Below are 26004 nucleotides of genomic sequence, written 5' to 3'. Positions count from 1 at the left end.
GAGCGCTTTGTCAGCTGCCGGTTTTATTTTCCCGACTTCAGAATCACGTACCGCGAACCTTGATCCGTCTTGACCAGCAACAGCAGGGCATCGGACAGATCGTGATCCTTGGTCATCGCTTGGAACTGATCGACCGAGTCGACCGATTTACGTTCGACTTGAGTGATCACGTTCCCAGCTTTTAATCCCGCACGGTCGGCAACGCTGCCAGGTTCCACGTTGGTGATAACCACCCCCGCAACTTCCTTGACACCAAGTTTCCGCGCCAGGTCTTCGGTCAAATTACCGACCTCCATCCCGAGCGATTCGATCTTCGAAGCAGCGGATTCGCTGGCTTTGTTAGACAATCCCGCTTCGGGCTGAACTTCGCAGACAGCTTCGATTGTCATCTTGCTGCCGTCACGCATGATCTCGACCTTCTGCTTCGAACCGACAGCACACTGTTCAACGACGTTCTGCAAACCGCGTGGATCGTGAACCTCGCGTCCACTGAACGACAGGATCACATCGCCCGACTTCAGGCCCGCCTTCTCGGCTGGCGAACCTTTCACAACTTCGGTAACCAACACGCCGTGATTCGATTCGACGCCGAACGAAGAAGCCAGTTCGTGACTGACCTTCTGGATTCCAACGCCCAACATCGCTCGACGCACGACACCGTCTTTGATCAATTGATCGCTAACCCACTTGGCTTCGTCGATCGGAATTGCAAATCCGACACCGTTGTTGCCGCCGCTGCGCGACGAGATCGCGGTGTTGATACCGATCACTTCACCCGCCAGGTTCACCAACGGACCACCACTGTTTCCAGGGTTGATCGCCGCATCGGTTTGCAGGAAGTTCTCCCGCGCCGTGATTCCAATCCCACGACTCTTGGCGCTGATGATCCCAGCGGTGACCGTTCCTTCGAGACCGAAGGGTTGTCCCAAGGCCAACACCCAGTCGCCGATCTCGATCCGATCGCTATTTCCAAGTCGAGCGGCAACCAAATCGCTGGCTCCATCGATCTTCAAGACAGCCAGGTCGGTCTTCGGATCGGTTTTGACTTCCGAAGCTTGGAACTCGCGTCCATCGGCCAATTTCACCATCACGTTGGTAGCATCCGCGACGACGTGGTTGTTCGTCAGGATCAACCCCGAAGCGTCGATGATCACTCCCGATCCGATCCCGGTGCGAGTGTTCGATTCAGCCGACGGCTTGTGGAACGGCTGCATCTGCGGTTGACCGCGGAACATCTCACCGAAAGGAGACCCTTCGCCGAAGAACCGCTTCATCATCTCGTCGTTCATCGGTTGGCCTTGCCGCGGTGCCGGGCTGGCGACTTCGGTCTCCGACGTGATCGTGACGACCGACGGTGCCACGACCCGAGCGGTTTCGCGAAACGCTTCGCTCAACGAGTTTGCGTTGGCAACCGCTGCGGTCACCCGCGGCGGATTCGATTCGGCTTGTAGGTGAACCGCCGCTGTCGAACCGATCATCGCCGCGATCGCGAAACCGGTGATCCACGGCGCTTTGTGCTTTCTGAATTTCGTAATGCTCATACTCTGTGCTCCAATTTCAACCCACCCGAAAGTGGTTATGACAAACGATGAATCCACGTCGCCGTGGGGCAGCCCGAAATCACCACTCCCTGAGTGATGCGAGCTGTTGCGAGGAGGTTAAAGCAGAGATCGTGCCAATCCTCCGCAGCGGCCCCTGTTGCCCCCCGGCGACCAGCCTCAAACATCAAGAAAACCCTGCATTTTGCAGGGTCAAAAGAAAAGCAGCAGTTTCCAGCGGCAACCGATAGCGACCGCGATAGCCCCCCGATGCCCCGGGGCAAGATGCAGCGCCGGGGCATAATGCCCCAACCGCTTTGAAGCCCTGGAGGTTGGTGATTCAGCTGGCGGTGCAGCGAGAGTGCGACGCGCGAAGAAGGTGGCGCGCCAGAGATGCTTGCAGCGAGAGAACTGGCGAGCGGCTAAGGCGTTTCGCGGAGCTTGCGATAGAGCGTTTTGCGATCGAAGCCGAGGATCTTCGCGGCGGTCGTCTTGTTGCCGTCGACAGCTTCCAACACGTGCTGGATGTAACGCGCTTCGACAGCTTCCATCGGCAACAGTTCGGCGGGATCTTCGCCCCCGATCAAAACTTGTTTGCCGCGGTGGCTGCGGATCTTTTCGGGAAGGTCTTCCGGCGCGATGCGATCGTAACGGGTCAGCGCGACGGCGCGTTGGATCACGTTTCGCAGTTCGCGGACGTTGCCGGGCCAGTTGTAATCGACAAGCTTTTGCGCCGCGGCTTCGGACAGGCCGCCGATCGGTCGGTTCGCCTGCTGGGCAAATTGATCGATGAAGTGTTGAGCCAGAATCAGCACGTCGGTTCCGCGACTGCGCAGCGGCGGCATCTCGATCTGGATCACGTTGATCCGATAGAACAGATCCTCCCGGAAGGTGCCCGCTTCGACCATTGCTTCCAAATCGCGGTTGGTGGCGGTCAACAAGCGGACATCAAACGCCCGTTCGGTGCTGCCGCCGACCGGCCGCGCCGCTCCTTGTTCGAGCGCACGCAGTAACTTGGCCTGCATCGACAGCGGCATCTCACCCAATTCGTCCAAGAAAATCGTGCCGCCATCGGCTTGAAAAAACAGCCCTTGGCGATCGGTCGACGCATCGGTAAACGCTCCTTTCACATGCCCAAACAGCTCGCTCTCCAACAGCGATTCGGGAAGCGCGGCGCAGTTCAGCGGGACAAAGGCGTGTTGCGATCGACGACTCAAACGATGGATCGCTTGAGCTGCCATCTCCTTGCCCGATCCACTCTCGCCGGTGATCAACACCGACGCTTCGGAATCGGCGATCTGCCGGACTTGGTCGGCCAAGCGAAGCATCACGGGGCTCTCGCCCAAGATCTGATCCAAGCTGCCGCGTCGCGCCGCGGCCACCTGTTGGCTGAGCAGACGGATCTGTTGTTGCATGTCGCGACGCTCGACCGCACGGCCCAGCGTCAGCGCCAACATCTCGAAGTCCAACGGTTTGGTCACGAAATCGTAAGCCCCGGCGCGGATCGCGCTGATCGCCGTCTCCATGCTGCCAAAGGCTGTCATCACGACTACCGGAACGTCGGCGCGGTTGGAGACGATGCGTTGGCAGAGGTCGATCCCGTTGAGCCCCTTCATCTGCATGTCGGTCAGCACGACGTCGAACTCGCTCCGCTCAAACGCAGCAAACGCCTCCAACGGATCGGTAAACCATTCGACATCAAAGCCCAACGGCTCGATCGCGGCTTTGGTCAGTTCGCACATACTTTGCTGATCGTCGACGACCAGCACGCGTGGCAGCGGCTTGTTAGCAGGGTTGTCGGTCATGGAAGGTTGCTGGATTTTTATGAAACACGCGTAATGGAAATTCGATCCGCTGGCGGCTATTCGGCGGCGTCGGTCGAGACGATCGGCAGCGTGATACGAAACTTGGTCTGCACGCCCGGTTCGCTTTGGACATCGATTTGCCCGCCGTGCTCCTGCACGATCCGGCTGACGATCGACAGCCCCAGCCCGGTCCCCTCGCCAACTTGTTTGGTCGTATAAAACGGCTCAAACACCTGCTGGATATCTTCGTTGTCGATCCCTTGCCCATCGTCGATGACTTCGATCACGGCGGTCTCTTCGCAACGCGAGACTTGCACCATCACATTCCCACCATCGTCGCAGGCATCGATCGCGTTGACGATCAGATTCGTCAATACTTGCTGGATCTGATTCGCATCGACATCGCCCGCGACATCGTCGCTGTGATCGTAGCGTAGCGTAACCCCGCGACGCTCGGCGAGCGTCTGCAGCAGCACGATCGTTTGCTCGGCGATTTGGTTGAGCGAACAGACGACGCGCCGCGGTGTGTCGCGCCGCGCGAAATCGAGCAACTGGCGAATGATCGTCGTCATCCGCTTGCTCTCTTTGATGATCTCATCGGCGCTCGTCTCGATCCGCTGCGGATCGCCGTTGGATCCCTTAATCAATTGAGCCCGGCCCTGGATCACGTTCAACGGCGTCCCCAATTCGTGAGCGATCCCGGAAGCCAAGCGGCCGACGGTTCGCAACCGATCCTCGTGTCGCAGCTGCTCGATCGCGGAGACCTTGGCCGCCGTTTCCGCGTCGACGGCAGCTTGCGTTTCCGACAACCGTTCGCACATCGCGTTGATCCCGTCGGCAAGTTCACCCAGTTCGTCGCGGGCATGTCCTTGCAACGGTGCGGAGAGATCGCCGTCGGCAATCCGAGCCACCTTGTTGGTCAACCGCTGCAGCGGACTGGCCAGGAAATAGATACTCGCCAACCCGACGGCCAGCGTCGATGAGATCATCACGGCCGCGGCCAACGTCCAGATCGCCCGCATCGAATCGTGGCGAGCTTGGGTCAATTGGTCCATCGTCTGGACAAACTCCAAACCGCCCGGACGCTGTTGATCGGTTTCGACGGGAATGTAGCTGAACAGATGCAGTTGGCCGTTGGGGCCACGGATCGGAACGCTTTGCAGTTCCTGACGACGCAGCGATTGCACCTCGACAGCAACCCGCGGCCCTCCGCTGCTGGACTGCTCATCGAACCACACCCAGCGAGCGTGGTACTCGAACGCGACGGGGGGAATACGAGTCAATTCGTTGCAGATCTTCAGTCGTTCCGACGCCGGCCGCTCCGCCAGCGTGCCAGTCGTCTCCATCGCAAAGCGTCCGGCGACCTCTTCGGCTCGCGCCAAGAAGACGTCTTCCTGTTGCTGCAGCAAAAACCACGACAGGATCCAGGTCACCGCGGCGATCACCGACAGCGAGACCAACATCATTTTGATCGCAATTTTCATCCAGGCTGTCTACCGGTTGGGAAGCTGAAAAATGGGAGGGGCCAAAGGGTGGGTGCGCAGATCGGGATGCGATCGACAGAGGATACGATCCCGAGGTGTCGCAGCGAAACCGTGGCAATTCTGCTGCCGCCGGTTCGCTGGTTCCATGATAAGTCGCAGCCCCGTTGGAAAACCAGTCGCGGCCACAGCGGAGGCTGGCGGACAAGCAAAAACCGGCGTGGCGACGGCTCGCGGCGAAGCGGTTGTAGGGCAGCGGGGGGCTTAAAGCCACCGCAGATCCGCCGCCCCCGAGGGCTCAGGGACTGTACATCTGCCGTAAAACGGGGTATATTGCTTTTCGGTTGGGGCGTGAGTGCTTGGCTGCAGAAAGCAATTTTCGCTCGCCGGATCTGCTTCGTGTCCCGACAGCGTTGGCCAGTGTTCATCGACCGATGAGCGCTGGTGTTTTTTTGTGTTTGTACTGTTTTTCCACGCCACGGTTCGCTTCAGTGAGCTTTGGTTATGGGAGAGACAGGGCGACGAGTTTGCGTCCGAGGAGACGAATGGTGGGTAAGAAACTGTACTGCGGGAACTTGGTTTTTGGTGCATCGAGTTCCGACTTAGAGCAGTTGTTTGGGCAGTTTGGCGTGGTCGAAAGCGCTCAAGTGATCAGCGATCGCGAGACAGGTCGCAGCAAGGGGTTTGGATTTGTTGAAATGTCCAGCTCCGAAGAAGCAGCCGCTGCAATCGAAGGCCTCAACGAAAAAGACTTCGAAGGACGATCGCTAGTCGTCAACGAAGCCCGCCCACGCGAAGATCGTGGTGGTGGCGGAGGTGGCTATCGTGGTGGAGGCGGCGGCCGCTACTAGGATCTACAATTAAGAGAATCGGTTCAGCCAAAGGGTCGTGGTTGCAGAGTGACTAAGGAAGGTCAGGATTTTTAGAAACCGTTTGTGGGGCGTCTATGACGCCTCAACATTCGCCAACTACACAACGGAGACTTACATGCCTGTCGTTCGAGATCAAACTTTTACCAAATCGGAACAGAGTGTCTTGAAAACGTTTCGTGAGTTTCTGATGAGCCCAGGCCAAATGCTGTGCTTTTACGGACCGGAACTGGAAAGATACCGCAACGCCCTGAAGGGATTGACCGAACGCGGACTGTTGGTCAAAGAGCGTTTCAAGGGAGCTTATTCCTTGACTCGCGAAGGCTTTACCGCGATGCGAATGGTTCATCCACATCTAGCATAGATCGAAGCGGGCAAGACGATCGCTTGTCGCAAGGCAAGAGGAAAGTCCGGGCTCCGCAGGACAGGGTGGTCGGTAACGCCGACCGGTCGTGAGATTAGGGAAAGTGCAGCAGAGAACAGACCGCCGAACGGCCTCTCCCTCGTGGAGAGGTGCGTGGTAAGGGTGAAACGGTGAGGTAAGAGCTCACCAGCGTCGGAGGTGACTTCGGCGGCTTGGTAAACCCCACCCGGAGCAAGACCAAACAGGAAGCCGTTCGCAGATCGATAGCGCTGCAAAGTGCCAGCGGTCTGCGACGCGATGCGGTTCGTATCGCTGTGACTTCCGGGTAGGTTGCTTGAGGCGGCGAGCAATCGCCGTCCTAGATAAATGATCGTCCGACGCTTCGGCGTTGCACAGGACCCGGCTTATACGCCTGCTTCGATCTTTTCATTCTTCTTCACCAAGTTCTTCTGCAGAACTTGGCTGGTCGCAGGAATCTCCTGCGACAAATCTAAATGCCCCAGCCAACGCTTTCGTCAATCTCGGCTGGTTGTATCGCGCGGCGTGAAACGGACCAGCGGCAAATCGCGTTTTGAATCTGGTGTATCACACCCTGGCAGTTATAAGTAAGTCATTGTGAGTTGTCGCGACCGAACGCTTGCCAGTCTAGTGAGAAGTCTTTCGTTCGTCGCAGGCCGTTCCACATCGCATTCATCCGAGTCCGGGCCGCAGGCTCGGCCATTTGCATAGCCCAGGCCATCGGCCTGGGGTCTAGTAGCGATGGTTGACATGGTTGGGCTGTAGGCCCGGTCGATTGTCACCACCTACCCCGGGGCGTTGCCCCTTCGCCCGTTGTGAAATGAAACCGGGCGACGTCGGCTGATACCCAGCCCTGCAGGCTGGGCTATGCAAATTGCTGGACCTTCGGCCCGCGCCAGGCCTGTGAGGAATGTTCCTGTCCCTTTCGCCGTTGTCTGCGACTTGCGTATAAGTGACAGGGTATCAACCGGCGCGCGTTAGCGGCTTGTCGGTTTAGTCACAACGAGCTTCGTTGCGTTAGCCGTTTGGGCGTCATCCCCGGTTTAGTGGCAGCGAAACCGAGGCTAACACCCAATCGGCTGATTAAACCGACAAGCTGTTAGCGCACGGTTCTCTTGGACAACGCCGTGGTAGCGCTGATTCGCCTAAACACAGCCTCTTAACCACCCTGCCGGGGCGTGTTTGGCGCGATTTCTCCCCGCCGAAATATTAAGATTTGACTTGTCGAGCGAAAACGCCAGGCATTCGCAGCTTACCCCCTTGGTCGCGATGACGCGCTATAACTATCGTTTACGGTCTGTGAGATTTTGCTCTTCGATCGCCTGCTGCAGATGCGATCGTTCACTCTGCTCGGACCTTTCCCCTCATGAAACACTGCATTGCCTTTTTGACCCTCGTCCTCGGTTCGTTGCTCAGTTTGACATCGGTCTTGGCCGATGATCCGATCCGCCAGATGCAAGCTGATGCGATGCGTTCCAAGTCGGCTTCGTGGGGCTATTGGGGAACCGATCCAAGTCGCTATTCGACCTGGACGAACCACTCCAATCGCTTGATCCCGATCTACACCTTCGGGCTCGATATGGAAGTGTTGCGAAACGAAGGGAGCCTGTATCGGCGATCCGATGCGTTGCAGAAGCTTTACGGTCGCGTCCCCACCGGATCGCTGAACCCCAAGGCCGAGTACTTCGATCAGACCGACATCTATCGCTTGCAGAAGTTGGCGTTTGCCGCGGGCAAAAAGAATATCATCTTGATGGTCTTCGACGGCATGGACTGGAACACGACGCAGGCCGCGGCGATCTACAAGCAACAAAATGTCGCTTTCACCGAGGGCCGCGGTTCGGGGCTGGCTTTCCTTGATTACCGCAACGTCCCATCGGATTACGGATATTGCGTCACGAGTGCTCATCACAGCGATGCGAAGACGGATGTCAGTGCTCAACTGGTGATCGACGGCCAACTGGGCGACGCAGGGGGATACGATCCGTTGCGTGGCGGCCGGGCTCCGTGGGAAACCGCTAAATCGCGCGACTATCTGATCGGCAAGGATCGCCAACAGCCCGATTGCGTCACCGATTCAGCATCGTCGGCGACCTCGATGACCTGCGGCATCAAGACCTATAACGCGGCGATCAACGTGACCGTCGACGGCAAGCAAGTCGAACCGATCGGGCGGTGGCTGCAACGCGAACACGGCTTCCGCATCGGGATGGTGACCAGCGTTCCGATCAGCCACGCGACGCCGGCCGCTGCTTACGCAAACAATGTCAGCCGCAACGACTACCAGGACATCACAAGAGATCTGTTGGGACTGCCGTCGTCCAGCCATCGCATGCCGCTCGAAGGAGCCGACGTCGTGATCGGTGCCGGTTGGGGCGTTCACCAGGATCAAGCTCCCGGGCAAGGCGGCAACTTTGCCGCCGGGAACATCTACGCCGATCTAGAGGATCTGCGACGCAGCGACATCGACAACGGAGGCCGTTATGTCGTCGCTCAACGAACCGCGGGGAAAAACGGTTCGCGGTTGCTCGACGATGCCGCTCGCCGCGCGGTTGCTGAAAACGGTCGCTTGCTAGGCTTTTTTGGCACCGACCAAGCTCATCTCCCCTTCCGCACCGCCGACGGACGCTATTACCCAGCGGAGGATGTTAAAGGAACCGAGGTTTACGAACCGGCCGACATCAACGAAAATCCAACTCTCGCCGAAATGACCGAAGCCGCGTTGCAGGTTCTGCAATCGAGCGAAAAGGGATTTTGGTTGATGATCGAAGCGGGCGATATCGATTGGGCTAACCACGCCAACAATATCGACAGCTCGATCGGCGCCGTCTTCAGTGGTGAAGACGCGTTTCAGGCATCAGTCAATTGGATCGATGATCGCGATGCGTGGGACGACACCGCGCTGATCGTCACCTCGGATCACGGGCACCATTTTGTGCTTCGCGAGCCCGAGGCGCTGATCCATAAAAAGCAATAGCGAGCGACGGGCATCGAAGCCAGCCGACCGCACGGACGAACAAGGAATTGAGCCCCCATGTCAGCTGCAACCGACGTCCGTTATCTGGTTTTTGATGTGGAGAGTGTCGCCGACGGCGACCTGATCGCCCGTGCTCGCTACAAGAGCGACACGATGCAGGCGGGGGACGCGATCGAAGAGTTCCGCAGCGATCTGGTAAACGAAGGGGGCAAGGACTTCATTCCCTATACCTTCCAGATGCCGGTGGCCGTCGTGATCGCCAAGGTCTCGGCCGACTTGGAACTATTGGATTTGGTCTCGCTGGACGAACCGCTGCATCGACCGCACGTGATCACTCAACATTTCTGGCGCGGTTGGCAAGCTTATAAACAGCCGACGTGGGTCACGTTTAACGGACGCGGTTTCGATATTCCCTTGATGGAACTGGCGGCGTTTCGGCACGGCATCCAGCTGCCCGAATGGTTCAACATGTCGGCGCGGACCTACGACCAAAACCGCAACCGATACAACATGAAATCGCACATCGATCTGCACGAAGTGTTGACAAACTTCGGTTCGACATGGTTTCGGGGCGGATTGAACCTAGCGGCCAACCTGGTCGGCAAACCGGGCAAGATGGTTGTTGCCGGGAACATGGTCCAAGGGCTGTACGAACAGGGGGAACTGCAGACGATCAGCGATTATTGCCGCTGCGATGTCTTGGATACTTATTTTGTCTTCCTGCGGTTTAACGTGATCAGCGGGCGGATCGATGTCACTCGCGAGCAAGAATTGGTTGCCAAAGCGAAGCAGTTTATCGTCGAACGCGCCGACGACTGCCAGGCCTACGCAGACTATTTAGAAGGCTGGGGCGAGTGGGAAAACCCTTGGACCGCGGGAACCTAGATCCCGCGTTCCATCCGACGATTGGTGCAACCGCTGCGACGCGAACCGGCAGACATTGATCGAGCAAAATCGGCCGAAACCAACAGCCAGCCCGGCTTGACAAAAAGCGACTTCCCGCCGACGATATGGACCACACGGGCTGTAGCGCAGTTGGTAGCGCGCTTGACTGGGGGTCAAGAGGTCGCAGGTTCAAATCCTGTCAGCCCGACTATAAAGAAAACTGCGTTTTTTCCTGTCGACCAAATCGCGATGTAATCACGAAAGTAATCAACTGGGCAAAACTCTAGTCAGTTGCCTTTGACTGAACGCCCGACCGGGCGAGATCAGGGGTGGCCAATGATTGCATATCATTGGCAGTTCAATTAGCGAATTCTCGCTTCTGCAATCGACATGAAACCGTTTTCGGTTGCACAGGCTCGATCGCTGTTCCCCGATGCTTCAAACATTGCGAGAGGGATTTCACTATCGTTGGGGTTCAATCTTCAGCTGGGTCCGGGTCTTCTTCGCGCCGCGCGGACTCGCGGAACTCTTTGGTGGTCACTCCGACTTTCTTGTGGAAGTGGTCCATGAAATACGCGGGACTGCTGAACCCGCATCGGTAGGAGATCGTTGTTGCCGAGAGTGATGTTTCGATCAACAGTTCTCGAGCCCGGGCCAGACGGACGCGAACGATTTCGGATTTGAGCGAACGTCCCAGCAGCTCGCGGAACCGACGCTCCAGCACGCGCCTGCCCACGGCCACTTCCTGCACGACATCGTTGACGTCGATCGCATCACACGCATGCAGCCGAATATATTTCACCGCATCGGCAACCTCCGGATCCTCGACCGCCAGCATGTCGGTCGATTGCCTTTCGACAACGCGTCGCGGCGAGACGTTGAACTTCGCTGGAACGTTTTGCCCCTGCATCATTCGACTGAGCAGATCGGCGGCTTGGTAGCCAACGCGGATCGGATTGACGTCGACGCTGGTGAGTCGTTGGTCGCTTAATTCGCACAGCAATTCATCGTTGCCGACTCCGATCACGGCGACATGTTCGGGAACCGGAATATCGGCTGTCGCGCAGGCATCGAGCGTCTCTCGGCCACGGATGTCGTTGCAGGCGAAGATCCCAATCGGCTTTGGCAAACTGCGAACCCAATCGACCAACTGCTTTTGTTCTTTCGCCCACGACGGTCCGTACTTACCGCCGCCGCGTGGCTGAAAAATGTTGACGTCGTACCCAGCTTCTTCGGCCAGCGATTGAAAAGCATCACAACGTTCGTCGAGGCGCGGGCGATGGCCGCGGCGCATGCCGCAGATGCCGATGTTTTTCAGCCCCAAGCCAGCGAGATGCCCAAACGCCAACTCGGCGATCCGCAGGCAATCGGTCTTCACCACCGGGAACCCCGTGTTGGGGATATCACCAAGAACGTCGACGCAGGGAGCCGCCGAACGTTTCAGAACCGCCGCCGTTCGCAGGTTGGTTACATGCGCGATGATTCCATCGCCTTGCCAGGAAGCCATCCAGGCGGGTGTCGGTTCTTCCAATCCGCGAGGACGGAACAAGATCGACCAACGACCGTGCTCTTGAACATGTTGCCAGATTCCCTTCAGCACGCCTCGGCCGTAGGCTCGCGACGTTTCGACAAACAAGGCGACGCGTGGTGTCGGTTGCATAGCGGATAGCACCTTGGAAGGAAGCTGCGTGAGGCAGGGACGAAGCAACTCGGATTGCTTGAAATACTCGCATCTAAACTAGCGAGAGAGAGTGAATCGGGCAAACATCAAGTGACGCAAAAACGAATAAGTTATTCGCAAAACTGAATTGAACCATCGATCGCTGGGCAACTAGGATGTGGCGGTGCTATGAACCACGGCGACTGCGCCGTTGTGCGTTGGTGCTTATTTTTCGCTCCCGTTTTAAATCTCTGAGGACTATACCGGCGATGCCACACCAAAACTGTTTTGCGAATCCCCCCCTGCGCCGCAGGCGGAATGATCATTGGACGCGGGTCCGCCCGACGGGCTTTACGCTTGTTGAGTTGTTGGTTGTGATTGCGATCATCGGGATTTTGGTTGGGCTGCTGTTGCCTGCGGTTCAAGCAGCTCGCGAAGCTGCCCGACGGATGCAATGCACAAACAATCTCAAGCAGCTCGGTCTGGCGGTTCATAACTATGCCGATACGTTCAAGGTGATTCCGCCGCTGGAAGTCTGGAAAAACGGTAGAACGACGAACTGGGGAGCAAACGTTTTGTTGATGCCATTTATCGAGCAATCGGCATTGCACGAAGCGTTGAATCCTCAAGGGGATGCGATTCCCAACGTGAGTGTCCAGCCTTTGCTGGCCACGCGGATCGATGGGTTTATCTGTCCATCGGACCCCGGCCCCGATGTGAATTTCGCGTTCAACGATTATGGCAAAGCAAACTACCAGCCCAGCCAGGGTGTGTTTTGGGTGCCGTATAACGACAGCGGTTATACCCAAGCGTGTCGCTTGGCCAATATCACCGATGGCCTTTCCAATACGCTCTTGTACGGTGAGCGTTTCCTGGGGGAGACGCCATTTCGTAGCGTGGGAGGCATTTGGGCAGGACGCAGCAGGACCGGGGGCAACGTCCAGGCCCATGGCCGTGCCGCTTGGCCGCCGAACACTCCCTATGCTGGCGATCTCGATGACATCTCGGGCACGTCGGATCCGCTGAATACGCGGAGCGCCTATACCAGCTTGCATCCTGGTGGCGTTAATATCACTCGTTGTGATGGCTCGGTCAGCTTTGTCAGCGAAAACGTCGATAGCCTCACCAGCTACCCGTCGAGTTCCTCCACGAACTTCTTCCGCCTGGCAGCCCAAGCCGTCTCGCAACCGTCGGATGCCAATCGGGTCTGGCAAAACTTGTTCATTCCGAACGACGGCAATCCAGTCGGCGACTACTAACATGAATTGGAGCAATGTTATGAAGCGATTTCATTCACTCGGCCTGCGGGTCGCGATGGCGTTGATGGTTTTGGGAACTCTGGGATGCGGTCCCAAGAGCGGCGTAGAGCGGCTCGATCTTTCTGGCACCGTCACCTTTGAAGGTGCTCCCGTGCCAGTGGGGATGGTTTCATTCGAACCGATCGAAAAGGGTGTCGGAGGCGGGTTCGCTCCGATCCGAAACGGTCTGTTCGATACGGCTGATGGAGGCCGAGGGGCGCTCAGCGGGCCGACTTCCGTTCGGATCACGGGCTTTGACGGGATCAAAGATCCGAGTAACCCCGATGCGCCGCCGAAGGCATTGTTTGAAGCCTACGAAACGACGCTCGACTTGGCCGACGATCAAGATGAAATCGAGTTCGCGTTGCCTCTGGAAGTCGCTCAGCCGAATTAGTTCGGAGCGATTTTCCCCTAAGTCCTGAAAAGACGATTACCTCTTTAACAACGGAGGCATGGCGACCATGCTGAATCGACGAAATCTCATCAAAGCGGCGGCAGGTTGGGGCGGAGCGTGCACCCTGCCAGGCATTTCGGCGAACAGCTGGGCAAAATCGTATGGCGAAGATCGTCCTTTGCTGCGCCCGGTTTTCGACCAGGTGATTTGTCCCGAGACGGCGGAGCATCCGCGAAACGACCATCAAACGATCCTGCCCTTGGATTCGGATCGCCTGATGTTGGTCTGGTCGGAATACTACTTGAATACGGCGCGACCATCGCAGCGGGGTGGAAATGCAAGGATCGGGGACGAAGTCTCGTGTCAGATCTCGAGCATGATTTCGTCGGATCGCGGCCGCACGTGGGGCGACCGACGCGTGCTGCAACCGAATGAGTGGAAACACAACGTCAAGCAGTCCAATCTGGTTCGGCTTTCCGACAACGAACTTTTGATGTTCTATGTCGGCTGGGATTCGGCGATCGATCGCAACGTCTTTCGGCGGCGGTCGTTCGACAATGGCCAAACGTGGGACGCGCAAGTGCAAGTCTCACAGCCGGGCTGGTACTGTAACAACGCCGACCGCGCGATTCGCTTGAGCACGGGGCGGATCCTTTTGCCGGCGCATGGTCCGTACGATCCTCGCTATATCGGCGGCACGCGTTACAAAGGAGGCGACTTGCATTCGTTTGTCTATTATTCGGATGACGGCTTTCAAACGTGGAAGACCAGCAAAAACAGCATGACGGCCCAAGGGCGTGGATGTCATGAACCGACCATCGTCGAGCTGAAAGATGGAAGCCTGTATTGCCTGATGCGGAATACGAACAAGAAACAGTATGCGAGTCGTTCGACCGACGGCGGCGTAACGTGGTCGACCCCCGAGCCGACGGTGTTGATCTCCCCCGAGTCTCCCGCGCTCTTGAAGCGAATTCCCAGCACCGGCGATTTGATGGTGATCTGGAACAACGTCAGATCGAGTTCCAATTGGCCGAGAAATCCGCTCAGCGTCGCCATTTCTGACGATGAAGCGAAAACTTGGAAGCATGTTCAAGACATCGACAATCGCGCCAATTACGAGGTCGCTTATCCTTCGGCAACTTTCGTCGATGATGAAGTGTTGATCGCCTATTACTCGCGTCCCACCAGGGGAAGAGTCGGCTCCGAGGTGGCGCTGCGAATCTATAAAACCGACCAGCTATACACGTAGAGCGCGTAGCCCGACCTGGAACATCGATCGATTGCGCAGCGGAAGTCTTCAAGACTTTCGATCCACGGCTAGTCTCCACCCTCCGGAACCCTCGACGGCCTGTTGATTTAATCGCGTGCGAACTTCTTGAATTAGCCGTTTGGGCGTTAGCCCCGGTTTAGCGGTGCTTGAACCGGGGCTAACGCCCAAACGGCTGATTAAATCAATAGGCCGTTGAAGAGTTCCGCTACGAAGGCTATACAACAATCGAATCGACACCGGAACTGCTGGCAAGCCAAAGAGCCTGTCCTAAACAGCTCTAAACCGCTTCAATGCGGCGAGTCGAATTGAACGCGCGTCTTGTTTAGGTAGATTCGAAACATGGCGGAAGAAGCCAACTCATATGCCACCAAGATGGACGTGCCGACTCCGACCGATAATGGATACCAATGAATGGGGCCCTCCAGAATCTGAGGGATCAGCCCAACGGCGATAGCTGGTGGGATATGGAGTCGAATTACTTTGAGTGACACGATCCCAAGGACGACTGTGATCGCAGTTGAAATGACGCCTGGCCCCAGCAAGGCGACTGCAAGTACGCCGATGGTTGCCGTCGCAAGGCATGTGGTTGGCAATTTCCAGAGGCTTGTTGACCAAGGGCAGTCGATGGGATGCAGAAACAACTCAAAGGCGATCACAATGAGTGGCGGAAAGAGGATCAGCTTGTTGTCGAACAAGTTGGCTATCGCCATGGTTAGCAGCCCGAAGACCAAAAGCCGAACGATTGCGGAGCCAACATGGGGAGCGCTGTTTCGTTGGTCATCTGTTGGCTCGACCTCGGAATGGTCAAACGTGAGCGGAGAGGGGGGCTGAACTCGATCCATCGCGTAACGAGTCAAAGCAAGCGATGATGTCCCGCCCAGGATCGCCACAGGATACCACCACGTATCAACTCCCAAGACAACGGGAAAGAAACCTGCCGAAATCGCGGGTGCGATCGGAGACCGAAGAACGATCAATATCGCGATCGACAAACCAACTGAAAGGATCATGGAGGCGAATCCATACGGCAAGTAGATTGCACATGCTGCACCAACGATCCCCGTTAACATGGGAACCATAGCCAACTGCCATTTGTGTTTCGCCCATTTTCCGCTCGGGTTCTTGAACACTTCGTAGCTTAGCGCTCCAAGTTCGGGAAAATAGATCAACGAGAAATTCGTGATACTGGCAATTCCGGAAACGATTGCCATAAACAATGCTGTGAATCGCAATTCCATGATGTGCTGATAGAACGTGATGCTGGGATTCAAGAGAGGAAGGTCGAGTTCGACTGGTCGGAGGTAACGCAAGACGTGTGCATTCGTCTGTTCCCGAACGCCGGCATCGATTTCTTCGCCATCCAAGACGGACGACTCGGAAACTTCGGCGAATGGTAGCGGCGGCATTCCAAGCGACCGACCGGCTTCCTGCTCAGCACGCGCTAATTTTTAATGCCGATCATTATTCGGGCGTGCCCTGACTGGAGTTGGCCAAAGGTGGGGCGCTAGTCAATCGTCCCACTACGGGAAGCTGAATCCAAAGTTGCTCTTCGTCTCAAGGCAAACAATGGAGTGCTCGCCCCGACGCATATCGGAGGGGCACTGTAAACCAACCCAGGGTGAGGCCGAATCGCTAGGGGACAGCAATATTACTGTGATTCAACATCGCTGTCACGTTCACTAGGCTTTCGAAGCGAATGCGTCCCCGACACTGGTGGCCCGAGACCAACGACAACGGGCAGTTTGAGCCTGAACACCAAATCAATTTCCAGAGCAGGCGTCCGAGACGGAGAATGCGAACTGCGAGGGACGCAAAAAGGACAAAAAGGCGCAAAAAGGACACGCTCTTTTCCAATGGGCATTTCGGACCTGGCGGGTGGTCGCACTATCCTGCCAGAGAGTGCGGAGGTTGGCTAATCTGTGCTTCGGGGATGGCTTTGGCGCGAATGATGACGAATTTCGGCCCCCCGCGTCCGTTTGCGAGCTTCGTTTTCAGAGGCAGGCTACACTGACATCGAAGTGTCGTTTGTAAAACACGTTAGAACGCCCCAGGAAAAGGGGTTAGTCAGGAGGCTGTGGAGAGAGGTTTCGGAAGTGATGCCCAGGGGCGGTGGCAATCGCCGCAACGGTCGCGTTGTTCGACGCAGAAAAACTTCCGCGGAGACTCTTGGAATGGAGCATCCTGTCGGTTCGAGTTTGCCAAGCTTCCAACGACGACGACAATCGCTCAAAGATCTCTTTCACGCCCGCTTCCATATTTGCCTTACCTTCGTGGAACAGACGTCCTGTGTAGTCCAACAGCAGGAGATAGCTCCCCAGCGGAAACGATTCCAACATGCCTTCACGGCAGGATTTCCGAGCTGCTTCGTCCAGCTCTACGTTTCGGCGATCTTCAATCGGAACCAGCCAAAGATCTTGTTCCATCGAACCGGCAGCGAGGCTCGCCGCGACACTCCCCCGACGGGCCGCCTTCAACCGCTCGATTTCTTTTTCTCCTTTTTCACAGACGTGCTGGACACGTTTCCGAATCGATGTGTGCAGGCTCTCTTCCGGCGCCGAGGCAATCCCAGCGGCCAGCGGGTTTAGGTCGATGTAAACACCCGTCGAGAGCAATGCTGCGTCGTCGAGTATCGCAATGCTCTTGTAGCGTGCCTCCCAGAATGTTCCGTGGCAGCCATCGGCCTTGTTGGCGAGCCTCGCCAAAGGCTCCTTGAGCGATTTCATGAACCAGCCGAGATTCTTCAGGCGATCGCGTAGTTGAGTCACGCGGCGTTGATCCTTTGCATGATCCGCGATCCACTTTCGAACGACGTTTCCGTCATTAGACTTCAGAGTCTTGGGCGGATAGACAGCAATCCATCGTCGCACAACTTCTTGGGGACTCCACCGGTCCGCCACCTCGTAGTCGAGTCTGCAAAGCACGTGAAGATGGTTGTCCATGACCGAAAAACCGCCCACAGAAATCGCAAAGTTAGCATCGAGCTTCTGCAGCCGATCTTCGATCCATTGCCGCCAGTCGCATTGCGTTTCGTTGCCATCCTCGTGCAAAAGAAACGCTTGGCGAACGCAACGAGAGATACAGTGATACCAACGTGTCACCGCTGGATCGACGAGATACTTTCGAGCCATCGTCATCAGAAAAGCCCTCCTCGTTTTGCCCCAGTAAAACTATTGTATTCGAACCATGATTGGTGGCAATGAAACGTGCCTGTCCTCAACGGGCGTTCCACCGGCAATGAGCTACCAGCGGGGAATGCGAACCTACAGACACCGAGGGGGCCGGCAAAAGTGCCTGTCCTAAATCAAGACGCTAAATCAAAACGGGAACGTGCCTGTCCTAAACAAAACCCCTGTCCTAAACAAAAATGGAGGCTGAGGGAGTGCGGAATCTGACGTGGGGGAAATGGGGCTGCTACTTGCAGCGGGGTGTTGGGGAGGGGAGGAGGACATATACGAACGTGCTATAAAGGCTGCTTACCTTCGCGCGTCGTGTATCTCGCCGAACGATGTAGACAGAATTTGATTCGTCATTACGTATTGGGCGGGGCGTAAGCGTGCACACTTTCGCTCGAAATCGAAACTTCCTGGAGACACCAGATGACCACTCTTCGTGAACAGACCGAAGCCAAGATGGCTAACACTCGCCAAAACAATCCAGAGTTTGCGAAACGGGTCGACGCGTTGCTTTCGTCTGCCGAGGTCTTCCAGTCTGGTGCCAACGCTCTGAGGTCGGACAACAGGCCCCCAAATTTGAACTCCCTAACCCGCAAGGCGATTCGGTTTCGCTTTCAAGCTGGTTGGCTAAGGGCCCGGTTGTCGTAACTTTCTACCGCGGCAACTGGTGCCCGTACTGTAACTTGCAATTGCGAGCCATGCAGCAGCGTCTGCCCGATCTTCGTCGCCTTGGCGCCGAACTGGTCGCGATCACTCCGCAGCTGCCCGCCGAATCACTGACACAAATCGAGCAAGCGAGCCTGGAATTTCCAGTCCTCTCGGATCAGGACGCACGCGTCGCTGCCGAATACGGCGTCGCGTGGAAGGTCCCTGAACTGATCCTCGATCACATGCGGAATGACCGAAACCTCGAACTGGCAACAATTAACGGCGGCAACGGAAGCGTGTTGCCTATTCCTGCAACATTCGTGATAAACCGCGAAGGAATCGTGACTTGGCGTTTCGTCGACGTGGATTATCGGCAACGAGCCGAGCCCGATGAGATTGTCGCCGCGCTGCAGGCACTCGCCTGAACCGCGTCGTAAAATACCAAGCCGCGGTTTGCGTGTGACAACCATGGCGAGGTCGTCCACCGAAAACTCTCTATCGCCGGTTTCCAGTTGACTCAACAAACCGACGACTTGAGACGCAGGGGCAACTATCAATCGCGAGCTAAACCAATTTTACAGTTCTTTGAATCTGTAAGCGGTCGCAAAACGAGAAGCTCCGGTTGCTAATGCCGCTGCACTTGCACCCGCAGTCCTTTTCGGTCACCTGTCGAAACCTCAAGGTAAACGATCGCTGCAGCGTCGAGTAGAATGGTCAACTCATACGCAATCCAGTGGTTGTCCGAACGCAACCAAAACCGAACTCCCTATCACGACGCGGCGATACTCACGGGGCTTCGAATGGCTAACACCTCCGTCGCCCCGCCGCCCACCAACTCACACACACGAAATGATGTTGCCAACAATTACGAGAAAGCTACAGCCCCTCCTCCTTTCTATAGCACTGCTTGCCAGTTTTGCGACACATCTCTTCGCAGGTGAACCGGACAAATCCCCCGGCGATCAAGCGGTAGCGGGCTCGCCTGTCTACCTGTCGGCGAACGAGATGTCGATCGCGACGGGCAAGCCCTCGTTGGTGCTGATGTCCAGCGGATCCACTCACATTCCCATCTGGTCGCTTTCGGGTGGCACAACGGGGCAGTCGGTCGCTGGAGTCGTGAGCGGATTCCCGAACGACTGCGTCGCGGTGAAAGTCGAGATCGTTGTCACGACGACAGATCCAAAAACCAGCCCCGAATACAACGACGTCTACCGAGTCCATCTGTCGCAGATGGTGGAGAATGCCCCGTTCACCGACAAGTATTTTTTGGGCAAGCCCGTTCCAACAGCGCTTCCCGCCGCGCCGTTCTACTCGCGAACAATCGTTCTGGAATCGTATTACGAAGTCGATCCGCAAGCTCCGTTGACGGTACGAATCCAGCGGGAACCGGGCGATCCTAACGATTCGTTCACCCGGCCCGCAGGGCTGGCCATGGTCAAGGTGACGCCGCTGACGGCACTTGCCGAGCCACACGTTGTGCAAGACGTAAGCGGCTACAACTCGTGGCCGATGATCCAAGCGATCGGCGAGAAACTTGTCTGCGTTTACAGCCGAGGCACAGCTCATTCGATCAAAGAGGATGCCCGCGCCGTCTTCGCACGCACCTCCAACGATGGCGGAAAAACTTGGACGGCGGAGACAACTGTCGCCAACACGCCGGGAGATGGCGAGGTCACCGTCGCCAAGGGGCTCGATTCCACTGGGGCGATGCTGCTGTGGGTGCGGCGAATTGGGAAGCAATGGAATCACGACCTCTATCGAACCACCGATGGGGTAAAGTTCGAACGCGTCGCGACGCCAGAACTTGCCGTTCAACCGATGCAGATCACGGACGTCTTCGCAGTCCCGACAGTCGGGCTCATGTCGTTGTGGTTCGCCGGAAATTACAGCGACGATGCGACGCAATCGTGGGGCACGATGACCAGCCGCGACGACGGAGTCACGTGGACGCAGAACACCATCGAATCGGGATTGACCAAAGCGAACTGGCCGACCGAACCCTCGGCGGTTTATCTGGGCGACGGCAGAATCCTGGCCGTCGCACGGACAGAGATCGCACAGGGGCAATTCCAGCTGATCTCGACCGATTACGGAGCGACTTGGAAACGTTCCCAAACCAACATCCTTGATGTCCGCGCCTCCACGCCCAGCTTGATCTTGGACGCCGAAACGGGTTTGCTGAGCAATTATTATTACGAACGTGGCAGAGGAATCCTGCGGCGGCGAGTCGTCGATCCGGACAGCGTGTTCGACCATCCGCTCGCCTGGCCAGCTTCGGAGGCAGTCGCCATCGCCAGTCCTGTCACGTGGGATTCGGGGAACGCAAACGCCACCGTGATCGGAAGCGACCACTACGTCGCTTTCTATTCCGGCGAGGCTCCCGACACGTCCGTTCTCGTTTCGGAGATCCCGGCGCCAACGGCATCGAACTCGCGTTCCAGCGGTTCGCGTCCTGGAACCGATCCTAAGTAGACGGACCTAACTTATTTAGAGCTGCGGCTTGCGAGCGATCAGCCCGCATCGGTACGGCAGCAGGTCGGCGGCACCAAACTTTCGAGTCATGCGAACCTCGAAACCGGCCTGCTTTAGTAGGCCGGTTAACTCGTCGGCGTCAAACAACTGCGCCGTGTGTGTTTCGGCGGCGCGGCGGTAGTCGCTGCCCACTTTGCGGAACGAGGTGATGTGACGCTGCAACCGCCGAGTCGCGTCGTCGTTTTCGTAGCGGACCAAGCAAGCCCAGTCATCGCCTTCGGAAAACGTCCGCTGGCCGTCCTGATCGAGCCCAATTTCGGTAACGTCAAAGAGGAACAGGCCGCCCGGCTGCAGGGCAGTGAAGACGCGATTGAACAAGTCGGAAAGATCGGGATCGTCGCAGGTCGGCGATCGATAGCAGAGCACCTCGCTGAGCGCCGTCACCGCGCGACAGCGAGGGAACTGGTAATCCCAAACCGACGCGACATGAAACTCAGCCGAGGGCAAACGCTTGGTCGCCAGATCGATCATCGCCGCCGAAATGTCGACTCCCACCGGCGTGTAGCCGGCGGCGGCGAGTCGCTGAGTCCAACGGCCACCACCGCAACCGAGATCGACAATCTTGCCGTCAGCGATTCCGGCCGCTCGAAAAAGCTCTAGCAGCCCATCCTCCCAACTCTCGCACAGCCCGCTGTAACCGACGTCATGGATGTAGGCGACATCGTCACCATAGAGCGTGTTGGTTTGACAGTCGGTCGGCATGGTCGGAAATGGAACGGGGGAATTTAGAGAGGAAACTAAATGCCGAGATTGGCGAGTCCAGCCACGATGCGACGCAGCAGATCGGTGACCGTCGGATGGTGGGTTTCGAAGTCCCGAATCAATTCGTCGATCTGATCGCTGAAATCGTTCGACGCTTCGGACTTGCCAAGTGCCGCTTCGATGTCGTCGGCTAGTTGCTGCAGTTTCTCACGCTGCTCGTCGGTCAGCTCTTCCTGAGCTGCCAGCATCGCGTGTAGGCGTTCAAGCTCTTGACCTAGTTGATCCTCGGGCATCGGTGGTCTCTCAATCGGACTAAAATTCGTGGATGGGAATTTGAGGGGAACTCGGTTAGTTTACGCCGCAAGCGAACTTTACGCTACACAGCAAAACCACTCACCGTCCCCAAGGCGATTCAAGCAGGCGACCGGGACTCGCTTCCGACCCGCCCGCCACTGCGGTATTATGACAGGCATGAACCAGATCGCCCAGCAAGTTGCCGACCGCCTGACCGCACGCCAAACCAAGGTCGTGTTTGCCGAAAGCTGCACCGCGGGGCTCGTCGCGGCGTCGCTAGCCTCGATTCCAGGGATCTCCCAATGGTTGTGCGGATCGGTCGTCACCTATCGCGAATCGATGAAGATCGCTTGGTTGGGTGTTTCCCCCGCAGACCTGCAACGCTTTTCAGCCGTCAGCCAGACCGTGACCGATCAGATGGCCGACGGCGTGCTGCGGCGGACCGAAGACGCCGACATCGCGGCAGCGGTCACGGGGCATCTGGGCCCCAACGCACCACCGCAATTGGATGGAGCCGTCTTTGTCTCGATCGCCCGACGTGCTGCCGATGGAACCCTGGCGGTGCAATCGACGCGGCATCAAATAGAAGCGACCGGCAGAATCGACCGGCAGCGGGAAGCTGTCGATTGCGTCTTTTCTGAGTTGCTGAACGCGTTGGCAGACGCGGACGACTAGGCCAACGGCAGCTGCGATTCGGTCAGCTGTTCGCGATTGCGACGCAACTGGCCACATGCCGCATCGATGTCGCTCCCTTTCCGCGTGCGGAACTGGACGTTCACGCCCCCTTGCTCAAGAGCTTCGCGAAACTGAGTGACCGCGCCGGCTGAAGGCGTCTTATAAGGTAGGCCTGCCACGGGATTGTAGGGGATGACGTTCAACAACGCCGATCGGCCGCGCAACAAGCGAACGAGCTCATGGGCTTGTTGAATCGAATCGTTCACGCCCCCCAGCAGCACGTATTCGTAGGTCAACCGGCGACCGCTGGTGGCAAAATAGCGATCGGCCGACGCGAGGATCTTGTCGATCCCGACCTTAACGTTGACGGGGACCAAGCGATTTCGCAGTTCATCGTTGGGAGCGTGCAGGCTGACGGCGAGGTTGTAGGGAACGCCGTGCCGGGCCAGCCGATCGATCGCCGGAGGCAGACCGACGGTGCTGATCGTGATCCGGCGTGGACTGATCCCCAATCCATCGGCATCGCGAGCGATATCGAGCGTAGCAAGCACGTTGTCGAGGTTCGCCAACGGTTCGCCCATCCCCATCATCACGATGTGGCTGAGTCGTTCGTCGGCGGGCAGACGCCGCTGCAACCGCAGCATCTGCTCCATGATCTCGCCGTGGGTCAAATTTCGTTTGACGCCATCGAGTCCACTGGCACAGAAGACGCACCCCATCGCGCACCCAACCTGGCTGCTGACGCAGATCGAGCGCCGCGGGCCATCGCGCAACAAGACGCATTCGACCTCGCCTCCATCGCGGAGCCGGATCAACAGCTTTTCCGTCCCGTCGTGGGAGACCTGTTCGACTTCGACGCTCGCGGTAAACAGATCGAAATCTTCGGCCAACCGCTGGCGAAGCTTCGCCGGCAGGTCGGTCATCTCTTCAAACGACATCGCCCGCTGTTGGTAGACCCAGCGGAGGATCTGTGCAGCACGAAACTTCGGCTGCTTCTGCTCAGCCAGCCAGCCGACGAGTTCGTCGCGATGGAGATCCAACAGACTCCGCCGTTGTGGGGGAGATGTTTCCAGGTCGCCAGGGGTATCAGTCATGGGGAAGAGTCGGCTTTTATAGAAGGTTGCGTCAAGCCGATCGATTAAAGCAGAACGTCGGAAAAGACGCAAACGGCGGTCAGCGGCGAGAGCGGATTGAAACGGTGGTTCGGGTTGCGACGGCGCGCTGCGGAAGCCGGCTTTTGAAAGCCCGCAATTTGCTCTGAAAGCCTGTCGCAGGGTCTGGTTTGAGGCCTAGTCTTCGGAGGGTCGTGGGAGTTCCGGAACCGCTAGTTCCCAGAAGAGAACCAGAGCGGAGTCGATCCTGCGTCCAGGCGGCGGGTTCGCCCGGCGTCAGCTGGCGGGGGATCCAACCGCCAGAAGGCCTCCGATGGCGGCGGAGACCTCAACCGGAAAGACCGAATTACCCTGCGGACAACACCGAATCGCCAGACGTCTTTGAGACGAGCGTTGAAATATGAATCTGCGTTTAAAAATTTTATTAACACTGATCGCCGTCTTTTCACTCTATGTAGTGATCGACGCTGCGATTCAGCAATTGGTTATCTTCCCTCGCTTCGTTTCGCTCGAGCAGCGTGAAGCGAGCCAGAATCTGTATCGCTGTCAGCAAGCGATCCAACGCGATATCGAGAACCTCGACTTCTTCGTTCACGACTGCGCCGCGTGGGACGATCTGCATGAATTCACCGCCGATCCGACTCGTCGCGTCGGGGCAGAGCGGTACATCGACACGATGTTTCGCGATACGAACCTGAATCTGTTGGCTGTCGTCGATACCGACGGGAATGTGCTGCACCGCAGTTTTCGCAACGTGGGCGATAGCGAACCGCTCGATTCAGTTGTCTTCCCCGCGGTTCAATGGCCGCTGACGCACCCGTTGTTACAACACAAAAGCACCGACGGCCCTCCCCACTCTTCGTCGATCGGCGGATTGCTGATGACCGAATACGGACCGATCCAAGTCGCTTCGCGGCCGATTCTGCGGACCGGCGGTCTGCCGCCAATCAATGGAACGTTGATCATGGGGCGTTTCCTGGATGAGAAGGTGGTCAAATCGATCGCCGACCAGAGTTCGGTCGCATTCACGGTGACTCCGCTGTCCGTGAACCTGACTCCTCAAAGCAGCGACTCGATCACGCCACAAGATCGCGACGTCCCGATCGCCATCACGGAGATCGACGACGAACGATTAGCTGTCGAATCGATGCTGTTGGACATCACCGGGCAACCGATCTTGCGAACCCATGCGATGGTCTATCGAAACATCACCCAAACCGGACGCGTTGCAATGCGTTACGCCTTGGGATCGCTGTTGGTCGCCGCATTTGTCGTGCTGACGATCCTGTTGGTCCTGTTGCAGAGCATTGTGATCAGCCCGTTGACCCATCTTTCGGATCGAGCCAGTCATATCGGCGAAACCGGCGACTTGGGCGTCCGCGTCAACGTCCGTCGATCGGACGAATTTGGCAATCTCGCTCGGCACTTCAACGGAATGGTCGACAACCTCGCCGATACGCAAAGCCGCTTGATCGAACTCTCACGTCGCGCCGGGATGTCGGACGTCGCGACCGGAGTACTGCATAACGTCGGCAACGTGATGACCAACGTGAATGTACTGTCGAGTTCGATGTCGAACCGACTGGAACAGTCGAAGCTGGTGGGACTGAAAAAATCAGTCGATCTGTTGCGAGCCAACGAACATCAGATGAGCGAGTTTCTGGCCACCGATCCTCGTGGACAAAAGCTGCCCGGTTACATCTGCCAAGTCACCGACCACTTGGAACTGGAGCACCTGGAGATTTTGCAACAGCTGCAATCGATGTCGACCAATCTGCAGCACGCCGGCCAAATCCTGGAATCGCAACAGAAGCTGGCGACCGGGGCGCAGGTGATCGAATCGGTGAGGCCAAAGAAACTGATTAGCGATGCGATCGGGATGCTGCAAGCGTCGCTCGACAGCCACGACGTGACCGTCAGCGTCCGCTGCGGGAACCTTCCCGAGGTCCGCATGGATCGCGGCAAAGTGATCCAGGTGTTGGTCAATTTGATCGCCAATGCGAAGGATGCCATCAAAGACATCGACGCCAGGAATCGCGAGATCGAGATCGACGTCACGCTTTCGGAGACCGAGGAACTGCGGATCGAAGTCGTCGATCACGGCTGTGGGATCACGCCGGAGAATATGGAAAAGGTCTTCTCCAGTGGCTTCACCACGAAACCGCTGGGACATGGGCACGGGCTGCACTACTGTGCCAACGCCGCTCGCCAGATGAAAGGCTCGCTGACCGTCCACAGTCCTGGGGCTGGGCTGGGGGCTTCTTTTGTGCTTTCGTTGCCGAAAAACTCTGTCCCAGAGGCGGTGTAGA

The 26004-nt window shown here is 57.3% G+C and carries 19 protein-coding genes, 1 tRNA gene, 1 other RNA gene and 1 pseudogene; 13 read left to right on the top strand and 9 right to left on the bottom strand.

All coding sequences use genetic code 11. From position 1 onward, the window contains the following. Positions 1-23: 23 nt before the first annotated feature. From CA51_RS09930 to CA51_RS09920, 3 genes are all read right to left on the bottom strand, one after another. Positions 24-1541, bottom strand: coding sequence for a Do family serine endopeptidase (locus tag CA51_RS09930; protein ID WP_145120137.1), 1518 nt, complete (start codon positions 1539-1541; stop codon positions 24-26). Between the two features lie 419 nt (positions 1542-1960). Continuing rightward, on the bottom strand, positions 1961-3343 hold the full coding sequence (locus CA51_RS09925; protein ID WP_145120135.1) for a sigma-54-dependent transcriptional regulator: 1383 nt from the start codon (positions 3341-3343) through the stop codon (positions 1961-1963). Positions 3344-3399: 56 nt separating this feature from the next. Further along, positions 3400-4827 carry a sensor histidine kinase gene (locus CA51_RS09920; RefSeq protein ID WP_145120133.1) on the bottom strand — a complete coding sequence of 476 codons (1428 nt, stop codon included), beginning with the start codon at positions 4825-4827 and terminating at the stop codon, positions 3400-3402. A 545-nt stretch (positions 4828-5372) separates the two neighbouring features. On the opposite strand from CA51_RS09920, the gene CA51_RS09915 reads away from it, so the two are divergent. The 6 genes from CA51_RS09915 to CA51_RS09890 all read left to right on the top strand — a co-directional run bounded on the left by CA51_RS09915 (position 5373) and on the right by CA51_RS09890 (position 10145). Next, a complete protein-coding gene (locus CA51_RS09915) occupies positions 5373-5675 on the top strand; it encodes an RNA recognition motif domain-containing protein (protein ID WP_231746099.1) in 303 nt (100 codons plus the stop codon). A 136-nt stretch (positions 5676-5811) separates the two neighbouring features. Beyond that, positions 5812-6057 (top strand): hypothetical protein, encoded by a 246-nt coding sequence (locus CA51_RS09910; RefSeq protein WP_145120129.1) that lies wholly within the window; start codon positions 5812-5814, stop codon positions 6055-6057. Between the two features lie 3 nt (positions 6058-6060). After that, an RNA gene (rnpB, locus tag CA51_RS09905) (RNase P RNA component class A) lies at positions 6061-6480 on the top strand. 961 nt (positions 6481-7441) lie between these two features. After that, positions 7442-9052: an alkaline phosphatase gene (locus tag CA51_RS09900; RefSeq protein ID WP_145120127.1), complete on the top strand. Its 1611-nt coding sequence runs from the start codon at positions 7442-7444 to the stop codon at positions 9050-9052. Positions 9053-9109: 57 nt separating this feature from the next. After that, entirely contained in the window at positions 9110-9937 is an 828-nt protein-coding gene (locus CA51_RS09895) for a 3'-5' exonuclease (protein WP_145120125.1), read from the top strand. 135 nt (positions 9938-10072) lie between these two features. Further along, positions 10073-10145: transfer RNA gene (locus CA51_RS09890), tRNA-Pro, on the top strand. A gap of 267 nt (positions 10146-10412) precedes the next feature. On the opposite strand, the gene CA51_RS09885 is transcribed toward CA51_RS09890, so the two are convergent. After that, a complete protein-coding gene (locus CA51_RS09885; protein WP_145120123.1) occupies positions 10413-11597 on the bottom strand; it encodes an AraC family transcriptional regulator in 1185 nt (394 codons plus the stop codon). Between the two features lie 374 nt (positions 11598-11971). Here CA51_RS09885 and CA51_RS09880 point away from each other — a divergent pair, with 374 nt between their 5' ends. The 3 genes from CA51_RS09880 (at position 11972) to CA51_RS09870 (ending at position 14538) form a co-directional block, all read left to right on the top strand. Next, a complete protein-coding gene (locus CA51_RS09880; RefSeq protein WP_231746098.1) occupies positions 11972-12856 on the top strand; it encodes a DUF1559 domain-containing protein in 885 nt (294 codons plus the stop codon). A 19-nt stretch (positions 12857-12875) separates the two neighbouring features. Further along, positions 12876-13289, top strand: coding sequence for a hypothetical protein (locus tag CA51_RS09875; RefSeq protein WP_145120119.1), 414 nt, complete (start codon positions 12876-12878; stop codon positions 13287-13289). Positions 13290-13356: 67 nt separating this feature from the next. Continuing rightward, positions 13357-14538 carry a sialidase family protein gene (locus CA51_RS09870; RefSeq protein WP_197451720.1) on the top strand — a complete coding sequence of 394 codons (1182 nt, stop codon included), beginning with the start codon at positions 13357-13359 and terminating at the stop codon, positions 14536-14538. Between the two features lie 308 nt (positions 14539-14846). Here CA51_RS09870 and CA51_RS09865 read toward each other — a convergent pair whose 3' ends face one another. Both CA51_RS09865 and CA51_RS09860 read right to left on the bottom strand, forming a co-directional pair. Next, entirely contained in the window at positions 14847-15923 is a 1077-nt protein-coding gene (locus CA51_RS09865) for a hypothetical protein (protein ID WP_145120115.1), read from the bottom strand. A gap of 696 nt (positions 15924-16619) precedes the next feature. Continuing rightward, positions 16620-17693 carry a hypothetical protein gene (locus CA51_RS09860; protein ID WP_145120113.1) on the bottom strand — a complete coding sequence of 358 codons (1074 nt, stop codon included), beginning with the start codon at positions 17691-17693 and terminating at the stop codon, positions 16620-16622. A 653-nt stretch (positions 17694-18346) separates the two neighbouring features. Between CA51_RS09860 and CA51_RS09855 the strand changes: the two are divergent. Together CA51_RS09855 and CA51_RS09850 are read left to right on the top strand one after the other, a co-directional pair. Then, positions 18347-18805 (top strand): annotated as a pseudogene (locus CA51_RS09855) (peroxiredoxin-like family protein); the annotation flags it as partial. Between the two features lie 580 nt (positions 18806-19385). Beyond that, on the top strand, positions 19386-20852 hold the full coding sequence (locus CA51_RS09850) for a sialidase family protein (RefSeq protein WP_231746097.1): 1467 nt from the start codon (positions 19386-19388) through the stop codon (positions 20850-20852). 15 nt (positions 20853-20867) lie between these two features. On the opposite strand, the gene CA51_RS09845 is transcribed toward CA51_RS09850, so the two are convergent. Together CA51_RS09845 and CA51_RS09840 are read right to left on the bottom strand one after the other, a co-directional pair. Further along, positions 20868-21614, bottom strand: coding sequence for a class I SAM-dependent DNA methyltransferase (locus CA51_RS09845; RefSeq protein WP_145120111.1), 747 nt, complete (start codon positions 21612-21614; stop codon positions 20868-20870). A gap of 35 nt (positions 21615-21649) precedes the next feature. Beyond that, positions 21650-21907 carry a DUF4404 family protein gene (locus CA51_RS09840; protein ID WP_145120109.1) on the bottom strand — a complete coding sequence of 86 codons (258 nt, stop codon included), beginning with the start codon at positions 21905-21907 and terminating at the stop codon, positions 21650-21652. A gap of 178 nt (positions 21908-22085) precedes the next feature. Between CA51_RS09840 and CA51_RS09835 the strand changes: the two genes are divergently transcribed. Continuing rightward, on the top strand, positions 22086-22583 hold the full coding sequence (locus CA51_RS09835) for a CinA family protein (protein ID WP_197451719.1): 498 nt from the start codon (positions 22086-22088) through the stop codon (positions 22581-22583). Here CA51_RS09835 and rlmN read toward each other — a convergent pair. Further along, positions 22580-23677: a dual-specificity RNA methyltransferase RlmN gene (gene rlmN, locus CA51_RS09830; protein WP_145120105.1), complete on the bottom strand. Its 1098-nt coding sequence runs from the start codon at positions 23675-23677 to the stop codon at positions 22580-22582. The genes CA51_RS09835 and rlmN overlap by 4 nt on opposite strands. Positions 23678-24095: 418 nt before the next feature. On the opposite strand from rlmN, the gene CA51_RS09825 reads away from it, so the two are divergent. Continuing rightward, complete coding sequence (locus tag CA51_RS09825) at positions 24096-26003, top strand: CHASE4 domain-containing protein (RefSeq protein WP_145120103.1); 1908 nt, start codon at positions 24096-24098, stop codon at positions 26001-26003. The last annotated feature ends 1 nt before the right edge of the window (position 26004 follow it).

The sequence above is a fragment of the Rosistilla oblonga genome (genome assembly GCF_007751715.1).
Taxonomy (GTDB): Bacteria; Planctomycetota; Planctomycetia; order Pirellulales; family Pirellulaceae; genus Rosistilla; species Rosistilla oblonga.
Note: the sequence above shows the minus strand (reverse complement) of the source record. Positions and strands in the feature narration are given on the sequence as shown.